The sequence below is a fragment of the Ochrobactrum sp. Q0168 genome, from assembly GCF_016427605.1.
Lineage (GTDB): Bacteria > Pseudomonadota > Alphaproteobacteria > Rhizobiales > Rhizobiaceae > Brucella.
Genome location: NZ_JAELXQ010000022.1, coordinates 1 through 17,572, shown reverse-complemented (window position 1 = coordinate 17,572; position 17,572 = coordinate 1). Strand labels below are relative to the sequence as shown.

The following is a 17,572-nucleotide window of genomic DNA, read 5'->3' as shown; positions in this document are numbered from 1 at the left end:
AGAGTCGATATTTAATGGCGACCTTCACCACGTATTGGCGAAAGCGTCAACCTTTTGCGGATGAAAAGCCTGAAAGCGAGAGTTTCATGTCAGATATCGTCACGAACCTGAACACGGTCAAGGCCGCAATCGCCAATGCCGAAAAGGAAGCGCATCGCAACAAAGGTTCGGTCACGCTCGTCGCCGTGTCGAAAACCTTCGACGCGGATGCGATCCGCCCGGCGCTCGATGCCGGACAGCGCGTCTTTGGCGAAAACCGCGTCCAGGAAGCGCAAGCCAAATGGCCTGAACTGCGCGTCGATTATTCCGGTATCGAACTGCATCTGATCGGCCCGCTGCAATCGAACAAGGCCGCCGATGCCGTCGCCCTGTTCGACGTCATCGAAACCGTCGACCGCGAAAAGATCGCAGCCGCCCTTGCCGACGAAATCAAGAAGCAGGGCATGAGCCCGAGACTCTACGTGCAGGTCAATACGGGTTTGGAAAAGCAGAAGGCTGGTATCGCGCCGAAGGAGGCTGTCGCCTTTGTCGCACGCTGCCGCAACGAATACGGCCTTAACATCGAAGGGCTGATGTGCATCCCGCCTGCCGATGAAAATCCCGGACCGCATTTCGCCTTGCTGGAAAAGCTTGCCCGCGAAGCTGGCGTGGAAAAACTCTCCATGGGCATGTCGGGCGATTATGAAACCGCCATCGGCTTCGGCGCAACCTCGGTTCGTGTCGGCTCGGCGATTTTTGGCGGACGCTCCTATACCTCTCCAGCCTAGTGCAGAACGATCTCGCCCTGCACATTTTTCCAGTCCGATGGGCCGAGCAGGCGGCAATGCGTATAGGTCACCGAATGCAGCGGCCCGTCGATCTCCCGTTTCCAGAACTCGATAAAATGATGCAGCACCGGAAATTCCGGCGCGACGTCATATTCCTGCCAGACAAACAGCTGCAGCAGATGCGGGTGATCCGGCATGTGATAGAATAGTTTTGCCGTTGTCAGACCATAACCGGCGAGTTGCAGTTCGAAGGCCGATTTCGCGTGAAAAGCGGACGTCGTCATGGCGATTTCCCCTTTTTGTGAAGAGCCAAATTTTCGGCTCCTGGATTTGAGATAATCGCGCAAAATGGTTTTTAAAGTGTAAAAACAATATGTTAGCAACAAATAGCTACGAGTGCTGCCAATTCAAATATTTAGCCTGCGTCATTGTGGACGACAGACGCGCCAATCGTCTAATTTACCTTCTGAGCTCAGGAAGCTAGATAAGACCCAACAGTGGTTACAAACCACGCACCGGCGAGAGGACGTTGGTGAAACTTGGAGGAAATGATGTCGGAAAAGCTTTACCCCGTACTGCCGGAGGCAAAGAAGAACACGCTCATTGACAATGAGACCTACCTCGAATGGTACAAGGAAAGCGTGAGCGATCCGGATGGCTTCTGGGCCAAGCATGGTCGCCGCATCGACTGGTTCAAGCCTTTCACCAAGGTCAAGAACACCGATTTCAACGGCGACGTATCCATCAAGTGGTATGAGGACGGCGTCACCAACGTCTCCTACAATTGCATCGACCGCCACCTGAAAAGCCGTGGCGACAAGGTCGCCATCATCTGGGAAGGCGACAACCCCTATATCGACAAGAAGATCACCTATCGCGAGCTCTATGAAAACGTTTGCCGCATGGCGAATGTGCTCAAGAAGCACGGCGTCAAGAAGGGCGACCGCGTTACGATCTATCTGCCGATGATCCCGGAAGCCGCCTATGCCATGCTCGCCTGCGCGCGCATCGGCGCGGTGCATTCCGTGGTTTTCGCAGGCTTCTCGCCGGAAGCGCTGGCCGGTCGTATCGTCGATTGTGAATCCACTTTCGTCATCACCGCCGACGAAGGCGTGCGTGGTGGCAAGCCGGTTCCGCTGAAGGAAAACACCGACACCGCCATCGATATTGCCGCCAAGCAATATGTCATGGTCAACAAGGTGCTGGTCGTGCGCCGCACCGGCGGCAAGGTCAGTTGGGGCCGTGGCCGCGATCTCTGGTATCATCAGGAAGTCGCCAGCGTCGAACCGCATTGCGAACCGGAACCGATGAATGCGGAAGATCCGCTGTTCATCCTGTACACGTCCGGCTCCACCGGCAAGCCGAAGGGCGTGCTGCATACCACCGGCGGCTATCTCGTCTATGCATCGATGACCCACCAATATGTCTTCGACTATCACGACGGCGACACCTATTGGTGCACGGCGGATGTGGGTTGGGTCACGGGCCATTCCTATATCGTCTATGGCCCGCTGGCCAATGGCGCCACGACGCTGATGTTTGAAGGTGTGCCGAATTTCCCCGATCAGGGCCGGTTCTGGGAAGTTATCGACAAGCACCATGTCAACATTTTCTATACCGCACCAACGGCGATCCGCGCGCTGATGGGTGCTGGCGACGAATTCGTCACGCGTTCTTCGCGCTCATCGCTGCGCCTGCTCGGCTCGGTCGGCGAGCCGATCAATCCGGAAGCCTGGGAATGGTATTATCACGTGGTCGGCGATGAAAAATCGCCCATCGTCGATACCTGGTGGCAGACGGAAACCGGCGGCATTCTGATCACGCCACTGCCCGGCGCGACCGATCTCAAGCCCGGCTCCGCCACGCGCCCATTCTTCGGCGTCAAGCCTGAGCTCGTGGATAATGAGGGCAATGTTGTCGACGGCGCGACCGACGGCAATCTCTGCATCACCGACAGCTGGCCCGGCCAGATGCGCACGCTTTACGGCGATCACAAGCGCTTCATCGAGGCTTACTTCTCCACCTATAAGGGCAAGTATTTCACTGGTGACGGCTGCCGCCGCGATGAGGACGGCTATTACTGGATCACCGGCCGCGTCGATGACGTGCTGAATATTTCCGGCCACCGCCTCGGCACGGCGGAAATCGAATCGGCGCTCGTCTCGCATCATTCGGTTTCAGAAGCCGCCGTTGTCGGCTATCCGCACCCGATTAAGGGACAGGGCATTTATTGCTACGTCACCCTGATGACCGGCGCTGAAACGCAGGACGCCGATGAGCTGCGCAAGGAGCTGACCCAACATGTGCGCAAGGAAATCGGACCCATCGCGACGCCGGACAAGATCCAGTTCGCGCCCGGCCTGCCGAAGACGCGTTCGGGCAAGATCATGCGCCGTATCCTGCGCAAGATCGCAGAGGACGATTTCGGCGCCTTGGGCGACACCTCGACGCTGGCCGATCCGGGCGTCGTGGACGATCTGATCGAAAATCGCCAGAACAAGAAGTAAAACAGAAAGGCCGGGATTTTCCCGGCCTTTTCGTTGATTGTTAGCTTGTCACGCTACCGCCAAAGCTTGGTGAGATTTTCGGTCCTGCATGGAGAAAATCGTGGTCTTCGAGAACCGGAGCGGAATGTACTTAAGGGTACATGAGCACCGGAAGCGCAGAAGAACGCGATTTGCAGGCCGCAGGAGCGGAAATATCCCACGCTTAGAAATCGATGGTTCTACCCTTGATCTCCCAGTCCCCGAAGCGCGCAGGGTCTTTGCCGCCGCGCCCACCGATTTCGCGGGGTGCCTTGGCTTCCTTTTCGGCGGCGCGGCGTTCTTCCGCTTCCTTAAGCGCCCGCTGGGCAGCTGGAGGCAGATCGTCAAACTTGCGCGGCGCAGCGTTCTCGTCAATGTCGGTTTCGTTGCGTTTTTCGGTCATCCGCTGAAGTCCTATTATTGAAGCGCAGGCTTTTGATACCCATCATATAGGCAGGAATAGTAGGGACGCAAAACCCTGTTTGAGATAAACTCTCGCTGAATTGGAGACCACGACGCATGAATATGACGAAAACTGCCATGCTGATTGCTCTCATGACAGTCATGTTCATGAGCATTGGTTATTTGCTGGGCGGCGGCGGCGGCATGATGATCGCGCTGGTGTTTGCTGTCGGCATGAACCTGTTCGGCTATTGGAACTCCGACAAGATGGTGCTGCGCATGTACAATGCGCAGCAGGTGGATGAGCGCACAGCCCCGGATTATTACCGCATGGTGAGCGGGCTTGCCGCCAATGCCGGTTTGCCCATGCCGAAGGTGTTCATCATCCACGAAGACCAGCCCAATGCTTTTGCCACCGGCCGCAACCCCGAAAATGCAGCCGTCGCCGCTACAACGGGTCTTCTCCAGCGCCTGACGCCGGAAGAAGTCGCAGGCGTGATGGCGCATGAGCTGGCGCATGTGCAAAACCGCGATACGCTCACCATGACCATCGTGGCGACGCTCGCCGGTGCTATTTCGATGCTCGGCAACTTCGCTTTTTTCCTCGGCGGCAATCGTGAAAACGGCAATGGTGTCATCGGCGTCATTGGAACCATTCTGGCGATGATCGTCGCGCCCTTTGCCGCCATGATCGTTCAGATGGCCGTCAGCCGTACCCGCGAATACGCTGCCGACAAACGCGGCGCGGAAATCTGTGGCAATCCGCTGTGGCTCTCTTCGGCGCTCAACAAGATCGCGCGCAGCGCCAAGGTTATCCCGAACGAGGAGGCCGAACACAACCCGGCAACCGCCCATATGTTCATCATCAATCCACTGAGCGGACGCGGTGCCGACAATCTTTTCTCGACCCATCCAGACACCGATAATCGCATCGCAGCGCTTGAACAGCTGGCCGGAGAAATGGGTATCCACTCAGGCGCAATGGCACCCCGCGCTGCCGCCACTTCACAAAACAGTGGTCCTTGGGGCCAAAGAAGTGGTAATGCAGGCGATAACAACAATGGCGGTTCCGGCTATCGGGGCCCATGGTCCTGAAAATCATCTCATAAAAGCAGAACAGCGTGAACGATAAGAAACCCGCGCCAAAGCGCGGAAACAACAAGCCGTTAATACAGAACGCAGTGGATCGCCCCGGCTTGGCCGCACGCCAATGTGCGGCGCGCCTGCTCGGCGCTGTGATCGAAAAGAACACCTCGCTCGACGGGCTCACCGACAACAGCCATGGCCACCCGCAATATCTGGCGCTGGAACCACGCGACCGCGCGCTGGTGCGCGCCATTCTGGGCGCAAGCCTGCGCAATCGCGGCGCTATCGAGCGGGCCATTTCCAAGCGTCTGGATCGCCCCTTGCCGGAAAATGCCGTCGCGCTGAAGCATTTGCTGCACGTCGCTGTGGCACAGATTTTCTATCTCAATCTCCCCGATCATTCGGCGGTGGATCTGGCGGTGGAAGCCGCCAATGCCGATCCGCGCAATCGGAAATATGCCGGTCTGGTCAATGCGCTACTGCGTCGTCTGTCGCGCAACAAGGAGCGCGCGCTCGCACACACGTCGCTGCCGGAAGGCAATGTGCCTGAATGGTTCTCGAAGAGCATTGTCGACGCGTACGGCGCGGAAAAAGGCGCAGCCATCTTCGCCATGCATGCCTATGAGCCGCCGATCGACTTCACCGTGAAGGGCGATCCGAAGGTCTGGGCAGAGAAACTTGGCGGCATTGCATTGCCGAACGGTTCCGTTCGCGTGCAGACCGTTGAAGGCGCACTGACCGATCTTCCCGGCTTTGCCGAGGGGGACTGGTGGGTGCAGGATGTGGCAGCAAGCCTGCCTGCGCGCCTGATGGGCGATATCAAAGGCAAACGCGTCGCTGATCTTTGCGCGGCACCAGGCGGCAAGACGGCCCAGCTGGTTCAGCAGGGCGCGGATGTCACCGCGCTCGATCTGTCCGAAAACCGGCTGAAGCGTCTGCGCGGCAATCTGGAACGCCTTGGTTACGAGGCAAAGACCGTTGCGACCAATCTGATGGATTTCGCGCCGGAAGAGCGTTTCGACGCTGTTCTTCTTGATGCGCCCTGCTCTTCCACCGGCACGGTGCGTCGTCATCCCGACGTCCCGTGGACCAAGACACCGCAAGATATCACCAAGCTCGCCGACCTTCAGGGCAAGCTGCTGGCCCATGCCGCAACGCTGGTAAAGCCGGGCGGCGTGATCGTCTTTTCCAATTGCTCGTTGCATCCACTTGAAGGTGAGGAAATGGCTCGCAAGGCGGCGGAAAATCCGCTGCTTGAGCCCTACCCGATCACCCTTGATGATTGTCCCGGCCTCGAAGGGCTGATCACGAGCGAAGGCTATCTGCGCTCCACGCCAGCTGACCTGCCGCCGGAGCGTTTCGACGGCGATCCGCATATGGCGGGCATGGACGGTTTTTTCGCAGCACGCTTCAAGCGGCGCGCATAAGCCAAACCAAATCGTAAAAAATATCATAACGGGGTGCGATACCCGTTATGGTTAACGCTCGATTCATCATTCTATAGAATTGTAAAGAAAGGCCGGAATTTAAGTCCGACCTAAAAAGGCTAGAGCATTTCCAGCAAAAGTGCGAAGCGGTTTTGCGTTGGATAATGCGTGAACACAATGACAAACGATACGGAGAAAGACCGGGTGGCAGTCGCGCTGAGCGAAACCCCTCACCTTTGGGGACTGGCCGTTGCACAGGCGTGGCGCAAGTTTAGCCGCCGCCTGCGTATGGGGCCGCTTTACAGCTGGCGCTTCACCGGCTTTACGCCCGACCGTATCCTGATTGCACCGCCCGATCTGCGCGTTGCCGACCCGCAGCTGGCACAGGAATTCTATCACGGGCGCTTTGCACTTGCAGGCCGTCTCGTCGAAACCGGCGGGCTTTCGCCTTTTGCCGTCGAGCCGCCGACCCCCGAATGGGAAGCAGCGCTGCAAAGCTTCGGTTGGCTTCGCCATCTGAAAAGCGCAAATAGCGAACTGGCGACGGCCAATGCGCGGGCGCTGGTCGATGACTGGATGCGCATGTTCGGCAAGCGCATCGGCGGTCTCGCCTGGGCGCCGGAAGTGACGGCGCAGCGCATCATCGCCTGGTTGCAGCATTCCAACCTGATCCTCTCCGGCGCAGAAATGCCCGCTTATCGCAAGTTCATGCGCTCGCTTGCCATGCAGGTCCGCTATCTGCGCACCGTGGCAGGTGCGATGGACGACGGCGAAGAGCGGCTGCGCGCACGCATCGCGCTGGCTTTCGCGGCGCTTGCATTGCCAGTTTCGCCTCCAACTGCGCGTGCGGCCCGGCGCAATCTCGAATATGAGCTGAAGCGCCAGATTTTGCCCGATGGCGGGCATATTTCGCGCAATCCGGTGACGGTACTGGAACTGCTGGCCGATCTTCTGCCGCTGCGCCAGACCTATGCCAATGGCACGGAAGCGCCGCCGAAAGCCCTCATCGAAGCGGTTGAGCGCATGCTGCCTGCATTGCGCTTCTTCCGGCATCAGGATGGCAGCCTCGCGCTCTTCAATGGTGTCGGCCCGACCATGCCGGAACGCATTATCTCGGTGCTGCGTCATGACGAAACCGCCGGTTCGCCGCTGACGCACGCGCCCTATTCCGGCTATGAACGTCTTTCCATGGGATCGACGACCATCATCGCCGATACGGGCCTGCCCCCGCCTGTTACCGCTTCGCGGGACGCCCATGCGGGCTGCCTCGCCTTTGAAATGTCCTCCGGTCGCCAGCGTTATATCGTCAATTCCGGCATAGACCGTTTCGGCCCACCGGAATTTCGTCCATTGGGACGTTCGACCGCCGCCCATTCGACAGCGACCATCAACGACACCTCGTCGTGCCGGTTCAGCCTCAATGCTGGCCTTTCCAACATGATCGGCACGCCGATCATTGCGGGGCCCACGCGTGTGCAGCGCGACCGCATCGAGGAAATGGGCCGACAGGGTTTTGTGGCGAGCCATGACGGCTATGCGCGCCTGTTCGGCATTTATCACGAGCGCCGCCTGGTGCTCTCGCACAATGGCAGTGTCATTCAAGGGGCCGACCGCTTCTATCGGGGCGACGGGCGACCGCTGAAATCCAACGGACGCGACAATATTTCGGTGCGGTTCCACCTGCACCCCACGGTCGATATTTCCTATGATGAAAATGGCCTGATCGTCCTGTCTGCTGACCGGGACGACACCTGGGTTTTCTCCTGTTTCGAAGTCGCGCCTCAGCTCGAAGACACGATCTTCTTCGCCGGTTTCCGCGGGCCTGTCACATCCAAGCAGATCGTGCTGTCGTTCCCAGCCTCCGAACTGCCGGAAGTTAACTGGCAATTCAGCCGTGTGGCGCTGGGAAGCTACGTCTAGATCGGTTCCAGTCAAGCTTGAGGCTTGGAACCGGATCGAACCAAAACCGTTACTATCTGCGAACAATTTTCACGAGCGGAGTTCATCCCATGGGCGAAAAGATCAACCAGCGCATCGTGCTTGCATCGCGTCCAGACGGTCGCCCCACGGCGGAAAACTTCCGGCTGGAAGAAGCGGGAGTTCCGAGGGCTGGGGAAGGCGAAGTGCTTCTCAAGCTGCGCTATCTTTCGCTCGACCCCTATATGCGCGGTCGCATGAGCGCCGCCAAATCCTATGCCGCGCCGGTGGAGATCGGTGCCGTCATGGAAGGCGGAACGGTGGGCGAAGTGGTGGAAAGCCGCAGTGCGGGTTTCGTGCCCGGCGACTTCGTCTTGTCTCATTCCGGCTGGCAAAGCTATGCGGTGGCCGATGCGTCTACCTTGCGCAAGCTTGATCCAAAGCAGGCGCCGCTGACCACAGCGCTTGGCGTTCTCGGCATGCCGGGCTTCACCGCCTATTCCGGCCTTTTGACCATTGGTCAGCCCAAGGAAGGCGAAACCGTCGTCGTCGCCGCAGCCACTGGCCCCGTGGGGTCTGCCGTTGGACAGATCGCCAAGCTGAAAGGCGCGCGAGCCGTTGGTATTGCGGGCGGCGCGGACAAATGCAAGGCGTTGATTGACGAATTCGGTTTCGACATTGCCGTCGACCATCGCAGCCCGAACTTCGCCCAGGAACTGGCAAGTGCCTGCCCGGATGGCATCGACGTCTACTTCGAAAACGTCGGCGGCAAGGTCTTCGAGGCTGTGTTTCCGCTTCTTAACCAGTTTGCGCGTGTGCCGGTTTGCGGGCTCATCGCACAATATAACCAGAGCGGCCCATTCGACGGTCCCGACCGCCTGCCGCTCGCGATGCGCGATATCCTCTCCAAGAGCCTGACCATTCGCGGTTTCATCCAGCGCGACTTCGCCGATCAGCGCCCGGCATTTTATCACGACATGGCGAAATGGATCGCTGACGGCCAAATCCGCTATCGAGAAGACATCGTGGAAGGGCTCGAAAACGCGCCGCAGGCCTTCATTTCGATGCTCGATGGCGGCAATTTCGGTAAGCTCGTCGTAAAGCTCTCATAGAATGCAACTATTCCGCTTGCAGAACCACGTTGCAAGCATGATGCTATGCCGGGTTTCGTGTGTGAGTCAATTCGGCGAGGCAGGCAGATCATGGGTGAGCGCCAGCAGGCTGGCATAGGCGAGGACGCCGGCGGTCCGGGACGCGAGCGCCAGGAAGAAGCGCGCCGCATTCTGGACCGGCTGGAACGCGAGCAGACCGGGACCGAAGGTCTCGTCCGTCGCGGTTTTGCCCGCACCGCCACACATCTTGCAGCCGTCGACGGGCCGGAAAACGACCGTATCGAATTATGGGCCACCCGCATCGGACGGACGCTTGGCCTTCTCATCACGCTGGCGATCATCGTCTGGCTCGTCTTTTATCTCATGCAAAGCTAGGTCTACCATGACGCTTTCTGCGCCTTCGGACGCGACAACCGTTATTGTCATTTCAAGCCATGTCGTACGCGGTTCGGTTGGCAATCGGGCCGCGGTCTTCGCATTGGAAACACTGGGATTTCCCGTCTGGGCCGTGCCGACGGTTGTCCTGCCGTGGCACCCCGGCCATGGTCCCACCGGGCGCATCGTGCCGCCGCCGGAAGAGTTTTTGCGTCTGATGCAGGACCTTCAGCGCGCACCGTGGCTCGGTGAAGTCGGCGCAATCCTGACTGGCTATCTCGGCCACCCGGAACAGGCGGCAGCCGTCGCCGAGCTGGTTAAGGGCGTCAAGGCGCGCAACCCGAACGCCATCTATCTCTGCGATCCGGTGATTGGTGACGAAAAAGGCCTCTATGTGCCGGAGACAACCGCCCTCGGCATTCGCGACAAGCTGATGCCGCTTGCCGATATCGCCACACCCAACCGGTTCGAACTGTCCTGGCTGACGGGCGTGCCGCTTGAAGACAACAAATCGCTGATGGAAGCCGCATTGGACGCCGGCCCGGCCACCATGTTGGTCACCTCCGCCTTTCCCCTGATGGCAGGGAGCATTGGCAATATATTGCTGACGCCGACCATGGCGCTGATGGCCGAGCATCGCCGCGTGGATGGTCCCACCAACGGTCTTGGCGATCTCACCTCAGCTGTGTTTCTCGCACGCCGCCTTTCCGGACAGTCGGAAGAAAAGACCCTGCAGAGCACCACTGCCGCCGTCTTCGAGATCATGGCGCGATCGGCGAAACGCGGTGCCGACGAACTGATGCTGGAAGCCGACGCCTCCAGTCTCGCCACGCCGATGGCCATGGTGCAGACGCGCCGCCTTGTGCACCCAACCAAGGGATTGCGCGCCTGACCCGTCAACGGCCCTTCCGTGGCACGATCATTTTGATTGATCTCGGATTTCGATAAGGATATTGGAACGTCATGGCTGATCTTCCGGACACACTCCTATCGGGTTACAAAACCTTCATGACGGAGCATTTCGCACGGGAAACCGCGCGCTATCGCGAACTGGCGGAAAAAGGACAATCACCGGAAACTCTGGTTATTGCCTGCTGCGATTCCCGTGCTGCTCCCGAAACAATCTTCAACTCTGCGCCCGGCGAAATCTTCGTCCTGCGCAATGTTGCCAATCTCATACCCCCCTACGAGCCTGACGGCGAGTTCCATGCGGCATCGGCTGCGCTGGAATTTGCGGTGCAAAGCCTCAAGGTGAAGCACATCGTGGTCATGGGTCACGGTCGCTGTGGCGGCATCAAGGCAGCACTCGATACGGAAAGCGCACCGCTGTCGCCCGGCGATTTCATCGGCAAGTGGATGAGCCTCATCGCGCCTGCGGCTGAGGCCGTCAGCGGCAACAGCCTGATGACGCCGACTGAACGCCAGACGGCACTGGAGCGCATCTCAATCCGCTACTCCATCAATAATCTGCGCACCTTCCCCTGCGTCGATATTCTGGAGAAGAAGGGCCGGCTCAGCCTGCATGGCGCATGGTTCGATATTTCGACCGGGGAGCTTTGGGTGATGGATCACCAGACGGGCGACTTCAAACGCCCCGAAGTTGGCGAGCCTATTTTGTAATTCTCGCCAGACAGCGATAAAAAGCCCCGGTTTGACCGGGGCTTTTTTTGATTCCAGAACATGCAGAGCGTTTCAGTTGCGCTCCGTATGCCTTTTAGTTTCCGTCGATAGCTTTGCCCATGACCGCAATGGCGCGCTGGTAAACCTGCGCTGCATTCCAGCCCTGGATCGCGCCGTAATTCGGCTCGCCTGGCTGGTAGCCTGCACCACGGCTCCAGCCGTGACCGACCAGGAAATTGGCGGTCGAGTGAAGAGCGTCCGCCTTGTTCTTCAGGTCGAAATGAGCGCCGCCAGAGCCGCTGACGCCATATTTCAGGACGTTTGCCGGCATGAACTGGGTCTGACCGATTTCGCCATGCATCGCGCCAACGGCCTGCGGGCTGAGATCGCCCTGATCGACAAGCTTGAGAGCAGCATAAAGCTGACCGGTGAAATATTCCGTACGGCGGCAGTCATAGGCCAACGTTGCGACAGCCGAAATCGTGTTCTGCTTGCCCAAATAGCTGCCGAACCCGGTTTCCATACCCCAGATCGCGATCAGCGGACCGGCAGGTACGCCATAACGCTTTTCGATATTGGCGAAGAGAGCCGCGTTCTGCGCTTTCATGGCCTTGCCGCGCTTGATGATCGTATCCGCGCCGCGCTTCTTCATGAAGTCTTCGAAGGAGAGTTTGAAGCTCTTCTGATTGCGGTCGGCATTGATGGTGGCCTGCGCATATTTGGTGTTGGCCAGCGCGCTGATGCCCGCCTTGCCAATGCCGCGCGATGGCGCTTCCTTCAGGGTCTGCTGCAGCCACGCATTGTAACCGGCAGCATTGTTGCCGCATTGCGCGGCCTGTGCCGCACCTGCACCGGCAAACATGCCTGCTGCAAGAACTGTCGCCGCCCAAATCCGGCCCTTGGCAGTCAACGCCATTCTTTTCTCCTTGTGAAGTGATCTGCTGTGAACTGTTTGGCGAAATTGATTCGCCTTATGCGGGAATTTGCCATTCCCACACTGGAATGTCATCGGCGGATATGCGCTAAATCGGGTGAAAGAACGGCAAAACGACCGAGTTTTGCTTGACATTCCGCGCTTCGGCCCGTAATTCACCCCTCAATCTATCCGCGATCTTCAGAACGCGAGCCACCGACCGGGACCCTTTATGGTATAAAACGATCCCGGAGGTCCACATCCGACAGCGCGATGCGCCCTCGGGTGCTGTATTGCTTTGGGGCTTCTTGAACTGGCAGACACGCGGGACGATCTATCCCGGATAAGCCTTCCGCCTACTCCCGGATATAAGGAAACGCGATGTTTGAATCACTTCAGGAGCGTCTTGGCTCCATCCTGAACGGCCTCACCGGACGCGGCGCTCTCTCGGAAAGCGACGTGACGGCAGCGCTGCGCGAAGTGCGTCGTGCGCTCATCGAAGCCGACGTTTCGCTGGAAGTGGTTCGCTCCTTTACCGACCGCGTTCGTGAGAAGGCTGTCGGCGCCGAAATCCTGAAAAGCATCAAGCCGGGCCAGATGGTCGTCAAGATCGTCCATGACGAGCTTATCGAAATGCTCGGCACCGAAGGCGTCTCCATCGATCTGAATGCGCCAGCGCCAGTCGTCATCATGATGGTCGGCTTGCAGGGCTCGGGTAAGACGACCACCACCGGCAAGATCGCCAAGCGCCTGACCGAGCGCCAGCGCAAGAAAGTGCTGATGGCGTCGCTCGATACGCGCCGCCCGGCCGCGCAGGAGCAGCTTCGCCAGCTCGGCATCCAGACCGGTGTTGACACGCTGCCGATCATCGCCGGTCAGTCGCCGGTTGAGATCGCCAGACGCGCCGTGCAGGCCGCCAAGCTTGGCGCGCATGATGTCGTCATTCTCGACACCGCCGGTCGCACGCATATTGACGAGCCGCTGATGGTGGAAATGGCGGATATCCGCAAGGCCGCCAATCCGCATGAAATTCTGCTCGTTGCCGACAGCCTGACCGGTCAGGACGCTGTCAATCTGGCGCGCAATTTTGATGAACGCGTCGGCATTACCGGTATCGTTCTGACCCGGATGGACGGTGACGGTCGCGGCGGCGCAGCCCTTTCGATGCGCGCCATCACCGGCAAGCCGATCAAGCTGATCGCCACCGGCGAAAAGATGGATGCGCTTGAGGAATTCTATCCCAAGCGTATCGCCGACCGTATTCTCGGCATGGGCGACATTGTTTCGCTCGTCGAAAAGGCTGCTGAAAACATCGACGCGGAAAAAGCCGCGGCGATGGCCAAGAAGATGCAGTCCGGCAAGTTCGATCTCAATGATCTTGCCGACCAGCTGGGCCAGATGAAGAAGCTCGGCGGCATGGGCGGCATCATGGGCATGATGCCCGGCATGGGTGGCATGAAGGACAAGGTGGCCGCAGCCGGTCTCGACGACAAGGTGTTCGACCGCCAGCTCGCCATCATCGGTTCCATGACCAAGGCCGAGCGCGCCAATCCGGACCTCCTGAAGCACAGCCGCAAGCAGCGCATCGCCAAGGGCTCCGGCACAAGCGCTGCCGACATCAACAAGCTTCTCAAGATGCATCGCCAGATGGCCGACATGATGAAAGTCATGGGCAAGGGCAAGGGCGGAATGATGAAGCAGATGATGGGCGGTCTTGCCAGCAAGATGGGCCTTGGCGGTCTTGGTGGCGGCATGGGCGGCCTCGGCGGCATGCCGGATCTGTCGAAGATGGACCCGAAGCAGCTTGAAGCGCTTGCCAAGCAGGCGGAAGCCGCCGGTCTGACGAAAGGCGGCGGCTTACCTGGGCTTTCGGGCGGCGGTCTCCCTGGTTTGGGCGGCCCCAAGCTTCCTGGTCTCGGTGGCGGCCTTCCAGGTCTGCCGAAGAAGAAGTGAGCATCATGAGCGACGAACAGAACACTGTACCCGCCGAACTTCTGTCCCTGCGTGCCTCCATCGACAATATCGATGCGGCATTGATCCATATGCTGGCTGAACGCTTCCGCTGCACAAAGGCAGTGGGTGTGCTGAAGGCCGAACGGGGCCTCGCCCCGGCTGACCCGGCTCGCGAAAAGCGTCAGGTCGAGCGTTTGCGCGCTCTGGCTGTCGATGCCCATCTCGACCCCGATTTCGCCGAAAAATTCCTGAACTTCATTGTGAAGGAAGTCATTCGGCACCATGAGCATGCCGCTGCCAACCACAGCGGAAAATGAATAGCCGGTAACGGCTCGATCCATTGCCCGGATGGGCAGAACTTATTTGTCTAAAGGAAGAAAAAATGTCTCTCAAGATTCGTCTCGCCCGCGCTGGCTCCAAGAAGCGTCCTTATTACCATGTCGTCGTTGCCGACGTCCGCAGCCCGCGTGACGGCCGTTTCATCGAAACCGTTGGCGCATGGAACCCGATGCTGGCCAAGGACGCTGAACGCGTAAAGCTCGACGCCGACCGCATCCAGCATTGGATCGCTCAGGGCGCACAGCCGACCGATCGCGTTCTGCGCTTCCTCGACCAGGCTGGTATTGCCAAGCGTCCGGCCCGCAGCAACCCGACCAAGGGTGAGCCAGGCAAGAAGGCTCAGGAGCGTCTGGCTCTGGCCAAGCAGGCTGAAGAAGAAGCTGCTGCCAAGGCTGCAGAAGCCGCTGCTGCTGCAGCTGCTCCGGCTGAAGAAGCTGCTGCTAGCGAATAATCTTTCGCGCAATTTGCGTTTTGAGAAAGCGGCGGAGCAATCCGCCGCTTTTCTTTTATGCGCTGGCCCTCATTTGTCCGGGAAGAGCCGCCGTGAGATCCAATTCCCATGTCTGACCGATCAAATCGGCACCGAAGGAATGATGTGGTGCTTCATCGACAAGCTTGAATCCGGCGCGCTCATAAAGACGCCGCGCAGCCGTCAGAACACTATTCGTCCAGAGCGTGAGACACTCATCGCCAACAGCCCGCGCACGCTCGATGCAGGCGTTGACGAGTTTTGCTCCCACGCCAGCGCCCCGCGCATCCGGTTCGACATAGAGCAGCCGCAGCTTGCCAAGCTTGGGCTGGTCGCCCTTGACCAGAAAGACCGATCCCACGATGCGACCGTCGATTTCCGCCACCCATGCTGCATCATGGGCAGGATCGAAAGCCTGCTTGAAATCGGCAAGAATGCGGGCGACAAGCGCTTCGTAATCGTTGTTCCAGCCATATTCGCTCGTATAGAGAACGGCCTGGCGATGGATGATCCAGCCGAGATCACCAGCCTTGAGATCACGCAAGAGCACTGGCCCGGTTTGACCTTCGTCGAAAACGCGCATGATCGCGCCGGTTGCCGTCAGCAGATCGCGGCGGCGGTCGGATTCTAAACCATCGAGAAGTTCGCCCACGGCATCACAGGTATTGCGCTCCAGAGCGCTAAACGTCTTGCGTCCCACCTCAGTCAGCAGAATGGGGCGGCTTCGACCGCCTTCCGGATGCGGCTCCGTCTCGATCAGTCCGCGCTCGGTGAAGCGCTTCAATGTCCTGCTCAGCTGGCCGCGATCAAGCCCTAGCGCCCGCATGATGTCCGCAGCAGTCGGCGCGGTGCGGTTTGCGATTTCGTAAAGAATACGCGCCTCGGTCAAGGTGAACGGGCTTTTGTCGAGATGTGCGTTCAGCAGGCCGAGACGACGCGTATAGACGCGATTAAAGGCGCGCAATGCGCCGATGTCAGCTTGATTTGTCGGTTCCGTCATTGCTGCATATGCCATGGCGCGGCGCCTCCCCTATGTTGACTCTATCAATATCCAAATTGTTGACTAAGTCAACATAGAGTAGAAACACACGGCTCACCCTCATCAAACGGACTGGACGAGGCGCGAAATTACGCTATCTTATTGATTTGACGGCTCGCATTTGCGTGATTGCGAATATTCGGGCTACGACATCCCTATTCGGGCGTTTGGAAAAGCGTCCTTTTTCAGGAGAAACCCATGTCGGCTGCGACGGTTGCCTCTTCTTTTTCTTTCCGCCGTATTCTCATCGCTCTTGGTCTCGCCGTTCTTGTTCCGCTGCTTTCTGCATGCGGTTTCAACACGATCCCGACCAATGAGGAAAAGGCCAAGGCCGCCTGGAGCGAGGTGCAGAACCAGTACCAGCGCCGCGCCGATCTGGTGCCCAATCTGGTCGAGACCGTGAAGGGTTATGCCTCTCATGAAAAGGATACGCTGCAAGCGGTGATCGATGCGCGCGCCAAGGCGACGCAAGTGCAGATCACGCCGGAAACCCTCAACAATCCTGAACTCTTCAAGCAGTTCCAGGACAATCAGGCCAATCTCACCAGCGCGCTGTCGCGCCTGATGGTGGTGGTCGAGCGTTATCCGGACCTCAAGGCCAACCAGAACTTCCTCGCGCTGCAATCGCAGCTCGAAGGTACGGAAAACCGCATCGCCGTGGCACGCCGCGACTATATTGAGGCCGTCCGCGTCTACAACACCACGTTGCGGACCATGCCTACCATGATCTGGACCTGGATCTGGTATCGCGACGCCCAGCCGATGCAGACCTTCAGCGCTGATGCTGGCAGCCAGGCAGCACCGCAAGTCAAGTTTAACTGACGGTCGCTTCCGTGGCGGCGGGCACAGCATTTTCGCGTGATCATCGCGGCCTTCACTGGTCGCGATACCTGTTTGCATGCATCGTTTTGCTGTTTTCCGCTGTCCTGACGCTGCAACCGACCTCGGTTGCCTATGCGCAGGATACCGCAAAGCAAACACCCGCGCTCACCGGTCGCGTGGTCGACAATGCGGGCATCATCGATCCGGCAGAGCGTCAGCAGTTGACCCAGAAACTGGCAGATTTCGAAGCCAAGTCGTCCGATCAGGTTGTGGTGGTGACGGTGCCGAGCCTCAATGGCGAGGACATCGAATCCTATTCAAACCGCCTGTTCCGCATCTGGGCTCTTGGCCAGAAGCAGGAGAACAACGGCATCCTGCTCGTTGTCGCGCCGAACGACCGCAAGGTACGCATTGAGGTCGGCTACGGGCTTGAAGGCACGATGACCGATGCGCTTTCGAGCGTTATCATCAATGGCACCATCATTCCCGCCTTCCGCACCGGCGATTATAGCGGCGGCATCGTGCAGGGCGTCGATGGCATTCTCTCCGTTCTCTCCGGCGATGCAGCCGAACTTGAAGCCCGCGCCAAGCGCAATGCGCAAACCAGCGCAGACGATGTGGACTGGGTCGCCGTCATCTTCATCGCCTTCTGGTGCCTGATCTTCTTCGGCGGTTTCGGCTTCGCCGTGCTTGCCCCGATTTTTGGACGCAAGATCGGCCCCGGTCGCTATGAATGGCTGGGCATGACGATCAACACCAATTCAAGCGGTGGCTCCGGTGGTCGTGGCGGCGGCTGGGGCGGCGGC

At 59.0% G+C, this 17,572-nt stretch carries 18 protein-coding genes; 14 read left to right on the top strand and 4 right to left on the bottom strand.

The window, feature by feature from the left end:
• Positions 1–86 precede the first annotated feature (86 nt).
• A complete protein-coding gene (locus tag JAU75_RS22025) occupies positions 87–767 on the top strand; it encodes a YggS family pyridoxal phosphate-dependent enzyme (RefSeq protein WP_199058632.1) in 681 nt (226 codons plus the stop codon).
• On the opposite strand, the gene JAU75_RS22020 is transcribed toward JAU75_RS22025, so the two are convergent.
• Positions 764–1,051, bottom strand: coding sequence for an usg protein (locus JAU75_RS22020; RefSeq protein WP_121538641.1), 288 nt, complete (start codon positions 1,049–1,051; stop codon positions 764–766). The two genes, JAU75_RS22025 and JAU75_RS22020, sit on opposite strands and share 4 nt — an antisense overlap.
• Positions 1,052–1,318: 267 nt before the next feature.
• On the opposite strand from JAU75_RS22020, the gene acs reads away from it, so the two are divergent.
• On the top strand, positions 1,319–3,274 hold the full coding sequence (gene acs / locus JAU75_RS22015; protein WP_199058631.1) for an acetate--CoA ligase: 1,956 nt from the start codon (positions 1,319–1,321) through the stop codon (positions 3,272–3,274).
• A gap of 202 nt (positions 3,275–3,476) precedes the next feature.
• Here the strand turns inward: acs and JAU75_RS22010 are convergent, their stop codons facing one another.
• Positions 3,477–3,695, bottom strand: coding sequence for a DUF1674 domain-containing protein (locus JAU75_RS22010; protein WP_199058630.1), 219 nt, complete (start codon positions 3,693–3,695; stop codon positions 3,477–3,479).
• Between the two features lie 116 nt (positions 3,696–3,811).
• Here JAU75_RS22010 and htpX point away from each other — a divergent pair, with 116 nt between their 5' ends.
• The 7 genes from htpX (at position 3,812) to JAU75_RS21975 (ending at position 11,231) form a co-directional block, all read left to right on the top strand.
• Positions 3,812–4,789: a zinc metalloprotease HtpX gene (gene htpX, locus JAU75_RS22005; protein WP_199058629.1), complete on the top strand. Its 978-nt coding sequence runs from the start codon at positions 3,812–3,814 to the stop codon at positions 4,787–4,789.
• Positions 4,790–4,815: 26 nt separating this feature from the next.
• Entirely contained in the window at positions 4,816–6,207 is a 1,392-nt protein-coding gene (locus JAU75_RS22000) for an RsmB/NOP family class I SAM-dependent RNA methyltransferase (RefSeq protein WP_199058628.1), read from the top strand.
• A 177-nt stretch (positions 6,208–6,384) separates the two neighbouring features.
• A complete protein-coding gene (locus JAU75_RS21995; RefSeq protein WP_199058663.1) occupies positions 6,385–8,127 on the top strand; it encodes a heparinase II/III family protein in 1,743 nt (580 codons plus the stop codon).
• A gap of 89 nt (positions 8,128–8,216) precedes the next feature.
• Positions 8,217–9,236 (top strand): NADP-dependent oxidoreductase, encoded by a 1,020-nt coding sequence (locus JAU75_RS21990; RefSeq protein WP_199058627.1) that lies wholly within the window; start codon positions 8,217–8,219, stop codon positions 9,234–9,236.
• A gap of 90 nt (positions 9,237–9,326) precedes the next feature.
• Positions 9,327–9,611, top strand: coding sequence for a hypothetical protein (locus tag JAU75_RS21985; protein WP_199058626.1), 285 nt, complete (start codon positions 9,327–9,329; stop codon positions 9,609–9,611).
• Between the two features lie 7 nt (positions 9,612–9,618).
• Positions 9,619–10,503, top strand: a complete 885-nt coding sequence (gene pdxY, locus JAU75_RS21980; RefSeq protein ID WP_199058625.1) for a pyridoxal kinase PdxY — start codon at positions 9,619–9,621, stop codon at positions 10,501–10,503.
• A gap of 71 nt (positions 10,504–10,574) precedes the next feature.
• On the top strand, positions 10,575–11,231 hold the full coding sequence (locus JAU75_RS21975; RefSeq protein WP_199058624.1) for a carbonic anhydrase: 657 nt from the start codon (positions 10,575–10,577) through the stop codon (positions 11,229–11,231).
• Between the two features lie 94 nt (positions 11,232–11,325).
• Here JAU75_RS21975 and JAU75_RS21970 read toward each other — a convergent pair whose 3' ends face one another.
• Complete coding sequence (locus JAU75_RS21970; RefSeq protein WP_199058623.1) at positions 11,326–12,147, bottom strand: lytic murein transglycosylase; 822 nt, start codon at positions 12,145–12,147, stop codon at positions 11,326–11,328.
• Positions 12,148–12,525: 378 nt separating this feature from the next.
• On the opposite strand from JAU75_RS21970, the gene ffh reads away from it, so the two are divergent.
• From ffh to rpsP, 3 genes are all read left to right on the top strand, one after another.
• Positions 12,526–14,097: a signal recognition particle protein gene (gene ffh, locus JAU75_RS21965; RefSeq protein ID WP_199058622.1), complete on the top strand. Its 1,572-nt coding sequence runs from the start codon at positions 12,526–12,528 to the stop codon at positions 14,095–14,097.
• Between the two features lie 5 nt (positions 14,098–14,102).
• A complete protein-coding gene (locus JAU75_RS21960; protein ID WP_199058621.1) occupies positions 14,103–14,414 on the top strand; it encodes a chorismate mutase in 312 nt (103 codons plus the stop codon).
• Positions 14,415–14,479: 65 nt separating this feature from the next.
• Complete coding sequence (rpsP, locus tag JAU75_RS21955; RefSeq protein ID WP_151590216.1) at positions 14,480–14,887, top strand: 30S ribosomal protein S16; 408 nt, start codon at positions 14,480–14,482, stop codon at positions 14,885–14,887.
• A gap of 55 nt (positions 14,888–14,942) precedes the next feature.
• Here rpsP and JAU75_RS21950 read toward each other — a convergent pair whose 3' ends face one another.
• Complete coding sequence (locus JAU75_RS21950) at positions 14,943–15,920, bottom strand: GNAT family N-acetyltransferase (RefSeq protein WP_371836230.1); 978 nt, start codon at positions 15,918–15,920, stop codon at positions 14,943–14,945.
• Between the two features lie 222 nt (positions 15,921–16,142).
• Here JAU75_RS21950 and JAU75_RS21945 point away from each other — a divergent pair, with 222 nt between their 5' ends.
• Both JAU75_RS21945 and JAU75_RS21940 read left to right on the top strand, forming a co-directional pair.
• Positions 16,143–16,766, top strand: coding sequence for a LemA family protein (locus tag JAU75_RS21945; RefSeq protein ID WP_199058620.1), 624 nt, complete (start codon positions 16,143–16,145; stop codon positions 16,764–16,766).
• Between the two features lie 68 nt (positions 16,767–16,834).
• Positions 16,835–17,572: YgcG family protein (locus tag JAU75_RS21940; protein ID WP_247880586.1), on the top strand; the 738-nt coding region annotated here is incomplete at its 3' end.